General features: G+C 46.2%; 7 protein-coding genes and 1 pseudogene. 5 read left to right on the top strand and 3 right to left on the bottom strand.

The window, feature by feature from the left end; translation table 11 throughout:
- Positions 1–344 (bottom strand): annotated as a pseudogene (locus H6F50_RS13080) (TIGR00341 family protein); the annotation flags it as partial.
- A 214-nt stretch (positions 345–558) separates the two neighbouring features.
- Here H6F50_RS13080 and H6F50_RS13075 point away from each other — a divergent pair.
- Positions 559–1,365, top strand: a complete 807-nt coding sequence (locus H6F50_RS13075; RefSeq protein ID WP_190429031.1) for an ion transporter — start codon at positions 559–561, stop codon at positions 1,363–1,365.
- 151 nt (positions 1,366–1,516) lie between these two features.
- Complete coding sequence (locus tag H6F50_RS13070) at positions 1,517–2,104, top strand: hypothetical protein (protein ID WP_190429030.1); 588 nt, start codon at positions 1,517–1,519, stop codon at positions 2,102–2,104.
- Between the two features lie 76 nt (positions 2,105–2,180).
- On the opposite strand, the gene H6F50_RS13065 is transcribed toward H6F50_RS13070, so the two are convergent.
- Complete coding sequence (locus H6F50_RS13065; RefSeq protein WP_190412026.1) at positions 2,181–2,750, bottom strand: DUF3611 family protein; 570 nt, start codon at positions 2,748–2,750, stop codon at positions 2,181–2,183.
- A gap of 302 nt (positions 2,751–3,052) precedes the next feature.
- Between H6F50_RS13065 and H6F50_RS13060 the strand changes: the two genes are divergently transcribed.
- The 3 genes from H6F50_RS13060 to H6F50_RS13045 all read left to right on the top strand — a co-directional run bounded on the left by H6F50_RS13060 (position 3,053) and on the right by H6F50_RS13045 (position 6,629).
- Positions 3,053–3,826: a hypothetical protein gene (locus H6F50_RS13060; RefSeq protein WP_190429029.1), complete on the top strand. Its 774-nt coding sequence runs from the start codon at positions 3,053–3,055 to the stop codon at positions 3,824–3,826.
- Between the two features lie 438 nt (positions 3,827–4,264).
- Positions 4,265–4,435, top strand: coding sequence for a hypothetical protein (locus H6F50_RS13050; RefSeq protein ID WP_199292141.1), 171 nt, complete (start codon positions 4,265–4,267; stop codon positions 4,433–4,435).
- 190 nt (positions 4,436–4,625) lie between these two features.
- Entirely contained in the window at positions 4,626–6,629 is a 2,004-nt protein-coding gene (locus tag H6F50_RS13045; RefSeq protein WP_190429028.1) for a hypothetical protein, read from the top strand.
- Positions 6,630–7,195: 566 nt separating this feature from the next.
- Here H6F50_RS13045 and ftsH3 read toward each other — a convergent pair.
- Complete coding sequence (gene ftsH3 / locus H6F50_RS13040; protein ID WP_190412024.1) at positions 7,196–9,034, bottom strand: ATP-dependent zinc metalloprotease FtsH3; 1,839 nt, start codon at positions 9,032–9,034, stop codon at positions 7,196–7,198.
- Positions 9,035–9,488: the final 454 nt, after the last annotated feature.

Below are 9,488 nucleotides of genomic sequence, written 5' to 3'. Positions count from 1 at the left end.
CCCAGAAACCCTTTCCATGAGCCAACGCTTTGCAGCCCTGAGAGGAAAATTTCGATGGGACTGCGTGCCTGCACATCTGTCACCTGCTGCGCTGCTTTAAAAGGCGGTGGCTGCAAGGCGATGACTCCACGCGGAAGCAGCGTGACGTTCAATTTTGGCACCGATTGCAACTGTTCGAGTAGTTCCTCAACCTTTCCATTCGGCACGTGAACGATGACCACGTCTAACGATTCATCAGCTCCAGTCGCTTCAAACAGGGAAAGATTCGCTCCGTCACAAGTTTGGGCGATATCCAGAACTGTTTTCCCATACCCACGGGGAACCTGTACAAGTAGTTGGCGCATTGCGGCTGGCTATATTAAGTCTGCGTCCCTTGTACCATCTCGCACAGTATGGAAGTTCGCTCTCTAGCTAGAGGAATATTTCACTACTTTTCTACTAATCTCTGCTGGGGTTTTCTATGCACCTAGATATTTGCCCACAGTCTGACCGCTGTACCCTTGGCTCAGCTTTACGGCAAGCGCTTTCAAAACCGCTGTAGGAGTCATCAAAAATCTTATGAGCAATCTGAGTCCATCTGAAAAACGGGAACTCAAAAAAGAACAAGGTGAGGTTCTGCAACAGTTGGAAGACTGGCTAGAAACACCCATGCTATTGCTCGGCTTTGGGTGGCTGGCGTTGTTGGTCGTCGAACTAATTTGGGGCTTAAATCCCCTGCTGGAAATCATCAGCAACTTCATCTGGATCGTTTTTATCCTAGACTTCGCCTTACGATTGGTTCTGGCTCCTTACAAATTTATCTATCTCAAGCAAAACTGGCTTACAGCCCTCTCCTTGCTGTTGCCAGCGTTGCGCGTCTTCCGAATTACCCGCGTGTTTCGCTTACTGAGAGCCAGCCGGGGACTGCGACTGGTACGTGTCATCAGTTCTCTAAATCGGGGGATGCGATCGCTCCGAGCCAGCATGAGTCGTCGTGGTTTTGGCTACATCATCGCGCTGACGCTGGTGGTGACGCTGGTGGGAGCCGCAGGGATGTATGCTTTTGAAAGCAATACCCCTGATGGGCGCGGACTGAATGACTACGGTGCTGCACTGTGGTGGACAGCAATGATTATGACAACGATGGGATCGGAATACTGGCCTCAGACTCCAGAAGGTCGGGTACTCTGCTTGATCCTATCGTTATATGCTTTTGCAGTGTTTGGCTATGTAACGGCAACCCTCGCCACCTTCTTTGTCGGACGCGATGCGGAAGACGAACAAACAGAAGTAGCAGGTGCTAAATCTATCGCCGCGTTGCATGAAGAAATCGTTGCATTGCGGGCTGAGATTCAGGCGCTTTCCCGTCAGAAACCAGAAGCATGATATGAAATTGAATTAATTGCTTCGTTTATAGTTTGTTAGTAATGACTAATTGGGGAAAAGTTTTAAGTCTTGAATTAAAAAACTTTCTTCTAACTCAAAACTCAATACTGCAAACTCTCTTTACCCATGACCCATTTATGAGGAAAAAGCAATGCTGAGTAGCAATTGGCGAGGGTATAGAATCGCCGCTTGGGTTGGACAGTTTTTACTCGCGATCGCGATCGCCGTTGAATTGTATCACCGGAACTGGGTGGGTTCATTTACACTCGCCTGCTTCCTGGCTGCTTCGTTTCTGTTTGTGACCCTGGAAAATCAACTGCCAACGTTGTTTGATTTTCTGTTTGTTATCGCAGCCTTGATCAATGCGGGTGGCTGGGTTTGGGGTTTATTTTACCCACCGGGACCCTACGATGAAATTGCTCATGCCTTTACAACCTTTTCCGTAACCCTGGCGCTGAGTTTTCTCGTGTATGAGTCAATGCTGACTCCGTTCCGCTACCACCGACTGCTGTATATCTTAACGATCTCTAGCTTCGGAATCGCCATCGGCGCTCTTTGGGAGATATTTGAATGGGTGGTGCAAGTGATCAATGACCTGGATGACACCATCGTGGATCTGATTATGGACACCATTGGAGCTTTAACCGCAGCACTGGTAAGCGTGTGGGCGCTACAAGAGCGAGTTCATCCAAAATCAACTGTCGAAGATCAATCAGTATCGCCAAAGCGCCGCCGTTAAAAATTTTTAATGAGTTGTAAGCCATGAGTCATTAGTCATCAGCAATAAACCAAAGACCCAGAGGTGGGGGAAATTCTTACTGATTATGCACCCACTTGAGCAGCCCTAGAGCAGTGACAACATTTACAAAGTGACCTGCAATCCCATTAAAATTCGCTAACACCACAAAAACATCAAGCGCTCGAATGATTTTGTAGGGGTCGGTGATTGCCACACCTGGAGGTTGGGATACAGATTTTGCTAGTAACACTCCCATACTCGCTCCACCACCCAACAGACATAACAAAATCCCCACCAAACCTGTAATTAAAGCCAGTCGCAGGACTTGAACGGTATCGGCTTTGGAGGGATGCACAGCCGAATTAGGATTTGCTAAACCTTTAGCGATGCGAGTGTAGCGGAAAGCTAAAAAGACACCGAATAACAGTGCGAAAAGTCCACAAATTGCCCAAAATATACCGACTCCCAGGGCAGGATTTGCTTCATTGGCAAAGTTACGGCCAGAGATAGCAAATAATAAAGCGATGCCAGAAGCAACTGCCAATCCTAATTCGACCCAGAAGGCAATCCAGCCTACCAGACGAAAAATATTGGAGATTTTTTGTTTAGTTGGGGAAGGTGAGTGGGTGTCTGAGTGAGTTTGCATATCTGTCTCATGTTGCAAAAAGGAGCTGATACCCCACACCAGAACACTACCTCTACTGGCTCTGGTTATACGCCCACCTAGAGAGAGAACCGATCCCTTGCCTAAAGATGAAAATTTATCAGTCAATCAACCTGTTTAAAACTTGAAGAATCAGAAAAATCGGCTAAGGGGAGGACGCCTTAGTGCCCAAATCCTATCAAGCTAAAGAGCAAGGGCACTGATTTCAGAGCCGCTATTGACGAGTGGCGTGTCTTTTTAGTCAAGATATTCATTCTAAAAAATATTCCCTCTTCTCAACTAAGATGCTGTTGGCAGTTGCAGAGTCTTCGGTATTCAATCCTGATGTACGCTTGCTGTCTGCAATCCTTGCAGTCGGTCTGGCTCTGGTGCATCTCTACTCCGGTAAGCTGCGCTTTCTGGATGCCACCCCTCGCAGTATCTGGCTTTCTATCGGGAGTGGCGTATCTGTCGCCTACATTTTCGTCCATATCCTCCCGGAACTGAGTCAAGCACAGGAGACGGTTAAGGAGACGTTGGACGGGGGGTTTGCCTTTCTGGAACACCACGTTTACCTGGTGGCACTCATAGGCGTCAGCGTGTTTTATGGACTGGAGCGAGCTGCTACACTGTCGCGCCAGCGCAACCAAAAGGCGGGAAATGGAGATGTTACAGAAGCTGGGGTCTTCTGGCCGCACATCGCTTCATTCGCCGTTTACAATGCTTTGATCGGCTACCTGTTAATCCACCCGGAGGAACCGGGTTTTCAAAGTCTTTTTCTGTTTTTCTTCGCAATGGCTTTGCATTTCATGGTCAACGACAACGGCTTGCGCGAACACCATAAGGATGCCTATCACAAGAAGGGGCGCTGGATACTGGCGGCAGCGATTATCGTGGGATGGGTCATTGGGAGCGGAACCGAAATTCACGAGGCAGCGATCGCAGTCTTGTTTGCCTTCCTTGCCGGAGGAGTCGTCCTGAACGTCCTGAAGGAAGAACTCCCGGAAGATCGCGATAGCCGCTTTTGGGCTTTCGCTCTGGGTGCAGGCATCTATGCCGCGCTGCTGCTGGAACTGTGAAGCGGTGCCAATCGAGGTTTGTTTGCAACCAGAGCGTCTTTGCAGATCGTGCCGATCCTCAACGCAGATTTCGCGTTAAGCTTTGCCCGTAGTTGGATCGAGGGGTGGAATCAACATGACATCGATGCTGTCCTAAGCCACTACGCGGATGACTTCGAGCTTGGCTTCTCCTTTGATCCCATCGATTGCTGAAGAATCTAGCGGCGTTCTACATGGCAAGGCGGATGTGAGAGCCTACTGAAAGAAGGGGTTAGCGCAAATTCCTGACCTTTATTTTGAACTGAAAGAAGTCTTGACGGGTGTAGATAGCATCACGCTCTATTACTGAGGGCATCGGGCATGGTGGCTGAAATGCTATGGTTTAACGGTACTGGAAAGGTAAAGAAAGCTTGGGTTTGTTAGGCCATTAACATAACAAGGAAGGGTGAGTTGTGAGGCATGGGAATCTCCCATCAACTGATTAATCGATCTCAGGAAAATGTAACCTATCTTGAGATTGGCGATCGCACTGAAGGAGATGAGGTGGAATTCCCAAATGACGATCTCAAAGCAACACAATTGCCGAATGGTGAATGGGCTTTAACCCACAAAGATGGTCGCGCTTATTAAGTTCACTGCCTAACAACCGCGCTGCACCAGAACGTTCCGCTCGCGCATTGTATCCTTCAACTTAATGCGATCCCCCGATCTTTTAGGTTGGGTTGAAGGATGAAACCCGATACTCATCCCGTCAGCCCCAAAAATTGATGCGCTACCATAGGATTCACATAATTCGTGTTTAAACTCCCTTGCTTACTTTATGTACGAAGCCTTTATCGATTTGGATGAACTGATATTACGATGCAGAGACAAGTTATCTAGAAAGTTTATCCAAGAAGCTGTTTCCTGTTATCGTGCTGGTGCGTTTCGTTCTTGTATTGTTGCTACATGGAACGCAGTAGTTTTTGACTTTCTACATAAACTGAGAGAGTTAGAACTTTTGGGAGATCGCGAAGCTGCGAAATTACTAGAAGAATTTGATAGTTTGAGAAGTTCAGGTAAACAGTTTAGAGAGCTTTGGCAATTCGAGTCTAGTATCCCTGAAATTGCGCTCACAAAATTTGAGCTAATCTCAACCGTAGAGAAATCAGATATTGAAAGATTGTTTGAAGATCGAAGCCGATGTGCCCATCCTTCCATGACTTCTTTAGAGGAGCCATTTGAAGCAACAGCCGAGCTAGCACGCTACCACTTGAGGAGTGCAGTAACCCATCTTTTAGAGCGCCCACCTGTTCAAGGACGTGCTGCCCGCGATCGAATTTTTCAGGACATCAAATCCGTGTATTTTCCAGTAGATCCAGAATTAGCTATTAAATATTTTCAGAAAAGTCCTTTGGGTCGTGCTCGATTTGTTTTAGTCAAGGATATTGTTATTGGTTTAACAAAAAGCTTGTTAGTAGAAGAACGTTTAGAAGATGAAAGATCGCGACAGTTTTCAGCCCTGAATGCCGTATCAATTATGTATACTCAAGAAACAAGAGAGATCCTGAACAATCAATTATCTGACATTATTATCAACAAAGTCACAGATGAAAATTGGGATAAAACCATTGTTTATCTTGGAAGTATTCCTGCTTGGGATAGCCTTAGTGAACCATGTAGGTTAAAAGCAGAATCTTATATCGATAAAATTGAGATATATGAAACGCACCAAATATTCTATAAAAGACTCTCAGAAAACGCTCTCTTTATATTAAAAAAAGCATCTCATGTAGGCTTTCTGAGAGAAGTTGTATTCAAGAAACTTCAGATTCCTTTAAAGGATTTACTTTCGTTAAAGGAAACTTGCAGGGATGATTTCTTCAAAGACAAGATAATCATTCCTATTTTGCGGGATTTGTCTCCGAAAGCTACTTTAGATGAGTTGCTTTTAATGAGATTTGAACCTTCACTTAGATCGGATGAAACCATTAAATCCTATGTAGAGCAAAAAATCAAGGATTCTTCTTTGGCTAAGTTAACATCGACAGCATCTAAATATCAAGATAAGTGGCTTCTTGATTTAATTGAGTCTGAACTGGAGGTGAAGATCCCTACCGCAGATTTAGAAAATTTACTTTCATCAAAATCTACATATAAATTAATAGATGAGCCAAAAGGTTCACTAGTTGAACTATTTGATGGTTTTATTGCCAAACAGGTTAAAGAGGAGATAGAAACCATTTCACTAGAAGAAACAGTTTTGTTGATGACAAGTTATGAAGATGACTTTTTTATTGATTTAGTTGAATCTGATCTAGAAAAGAAAATTTCTACTGCAAATTTAGAAGATTTGCTTAATGCAAAATCAACCTATAAATCGATAGATGAACCGAAATCCAACATACTTAAGCTACTGGACGACTCTATTACTCAGCAGGTTAAAACTACATCCTTTGATGACTTACTTGACCAGAGAAGACATTGGGACGATATTGGCGATGAGCTAATCGAACCTGTTTTAAGGAGTAATGTTTCAGCAATAATTGATAGGTTTGCAAACTCTGGATCTTTTAAATTTGCTGGAATTAATTCTATATTGCTAGTTAAAATTGCTGAATACTTGAGTCCAGTACAATGGGAAAATGTCTTAGAAGCTTTTTTCCAGAATGAGCAGCTTTATTGTTCATATAGTTGCCATGAGGAATTTGAAGCACTATTTAAGAAGTCTTTAGAACTTAGTGATTCTATTCAGCCTTATTGGATTATTTTTCGTGAGAAGCTTAATAAGTTCAATGATAAGCATAGCAATAGCCTGAAGCGACTGATCGATTCCCACAGATGAAATCAGGATGCTCTTTGCCACCAGCCCAACACTGCGTTGGTGCGGATGGAACAGAGGTTATCGGTGGGAGTTCAAAGCTATCTGCCGCCGCAAAACTTCACCTTTAGACCGCTATGTATGCGATATAAGCTACAGGTTGCGATCGAATCAAGGCTAATCATTGGAAGTCTTAATTGAAACTTCCAGAGATTGCAGGTACGACCAACACTTGAAGAGTAAAATGTAACGGCTAGATTCACAGTTTGAAATCTAATTGTGCGATCGCATCCTATCCTTCAACTTAGTCCTGTAGAGAGAAGAAAGTTTTAGAACTGCCTGCTAAAACACTATCAAATCGTCCGCCAATTTGAAGCCTCTGAATTTTTTTGCACTACAGCTACGGATGCTGGGAATTTTTTAGGCTGTAAACAATCAGAGGAGATTTGTTGTGAGGTCTCGAAGACTGCAATCATTGTTTCGCGATCGCTCCTGATGTCTTTGTGCAACCCCAAACAAAAATTGGGGTAGTTCTAGAAAATATCCTAGAACTGCCCCAATTTTTTGACGCTCAATGAGCAATTAGCGAATTATGCGATCGCTGCCATCTTCACATCGTTATTCGCCAGAACCTCTTGCAGTTCCTCAGCGTCTACCGTTTCCTTTTCAATGAGCATTTGAGCCAATTGATCCAGGATGTGGCGGTTATTCACCAACACTGCTTTGGCACGATGGTAAGCTTGATCCACCAAATTGTGGACTTCATCATCAATCGTCGCCGCAGTTGCTTCCGAGAAATCCCGCTCGGCGGCAATGTCGCGTCCCAAGAACATATTGCCTTGCTGACGACCTAAAGCAACTTGTCCCAAGCGATCGCTCATGCCAAACCGCATCACCATTTGACGCGCCACACGAGCCACCTGCTGCAAGTCATTCGAGGCACCCGTTGTTACTTCTTCTTCACCAAAGATGATTTCTTCAGCAAGCCGACCGCCCAAGGCGACTGCCATCTGATTTTGCAGATAAGAGCGGCTGTACAAACCAGAATCCATCCGGTCTTCACTCGGTGTAAACCAAGTCAAACCACCTGCACGACCGCGAGGGATGATGCTGATCTTTTGTACCGGGTCATAATCCGGCATCAATGCACCGACGAGAGCGTGACCCGCTTCGTGATAAGCCACCAAGGTTTTGCGCTTCTCGCTCATCACCCGGTCTTTCTTCTCTGGACCAGCTAGCACCCGGTCGATGGCATCATTGATTTCATCCATCGAGATTTCGGTCAGGTTGCGACGAGCCGCCAGAATGGCTGCTTCGTTGAGCAAGTTGGAGAGGTCAGCACCCGTGAAACCAGGAGTACGACGAGCGATCTTCTCCAGATCCACATCCTTCGCCAGCGTTTTGCCACGGGCGTGAACGTTGAGAATCTCCAAGCGACCGGCATAATCGGGGCGATCCACGACCACCTGACGGTCAAAGCGACCCGGACGCAGCAGTGCTGCATCGAGTACGTCTGGGCGGTTCGTAGCAGCAATGATAATAATTCCGGTGTTGCCCTCGAAACCGTCCATCTCGGTCAGCAACTGGTTGAGGGTTTGCTCCCGCTCATCGTTACCACCGCCTAAACCTGCACCCCGCTGACGCCCCACGGCATCAATTTCATCGATAAATACGATACAGGGAGCATTTGCCTTGGCTTGTTCAAACAGGTCGCGCACGCGAGATGCACCGACACCGACGAACATTTCTACAAACTCAGAACCAGAGATAGAGAAGAAAGGCACGCCTGCTTCCCCAGCAACTGCACGAGCGAGCAGCGTTTTACCCGTTCCCGGAGGTCCAACTAGCAGCACGCCTTTGGGAATTTTTGCTCCAATGGCGGTGAAGCGGTCGGCGTTCTTGAGGAAGTCAACGACTTCATTCAGTTCTAGCTTGGCTTGGTCAATGCCAGCGACATCCCCAAAAGTTACTTGGGTTTGTGGCTCCATTTGGACTCTGGCTTTGGATTTGCCAAAGTTCATCGCTTGAGAGCCTGGGCCACTCTGAGCGCGTCGTAGCAAAAAGAACAATCCAACCAGAAGCAGAACGGGGAAGAAGAGACTGCTCAAGGCGCGGAACCAGAAGCTGTCATCGCTCTGGGGCAAAACTGAAATGTCTACACCCTTGGTGGACAGAATGCTAATCAGGTCTGGGTCATTAGGCAGGTTAACGACAATCTTGCTGCCGTCTTGTGCTGTAACAAGCGCCTTAGTGCGGTCGGCACTAAGACCAACTCTTTCAATCCGACCGTCTTGAACTTCCTGAATCAGCTTGCTGTATTTCCAGGTTTCCCGACTTTGGGGTTGTTTGTCTAAAAATGCTGTTCCTAAGGCGATTACAACTATTGCTAGCAGCGCATACAGCCCTGCATTTCTCCACCGTTTGTTCACCGAGTTTCCTCCTAAGCTCTAGGATATGGGGACGCTTTGAATTTTTATTTGTATTAACTTATGTTAACCCGTCTCAGAATTCCTTGACACGGTTGGTTCATAGAAACCTTCAACAACGTCATCTATCTTCATCGTAACCGTCGCCACAAAAACAACCATCCTAGCCGGAACAATCTACTCCCACACCCTAGAAATGGGGCTACACAACATAGTCCCCACCCTAGAAGGGTGGGACTACACAGACAAAGCCTGCCTACGCAGGCTTTGTCTCCTAGCCTGTAAAGACAGGGTTCGTTTGTGGAGTCGCGACTTCAGTCGTCGAGCTTTTTACGCTCAGGGGGAAGCTTGATGGGTTTGGTAGCGCTGAAATAAGCTCTGCAATTGCTCTAGGCTGCTGTGTAACGGGTCAAAAGTCAAAGTACCTTCTTGGCAAAGAACGGTATGAATCGGAACG

This window comes from Coleofasciculus sp. FACHB-712 (genome assembly GCF_014695635.1).
Taxonomy (GTDB): Bacteria; Cyanobacteriota; Cyanobacteriia; order Cyanobacteriales; family FACHB-T130; genus FACHB-T130.
Note: the sequence above shows the minus strand (reverse complement) of the source record. Positions and strands in the feature narration are given on the sequence as shown.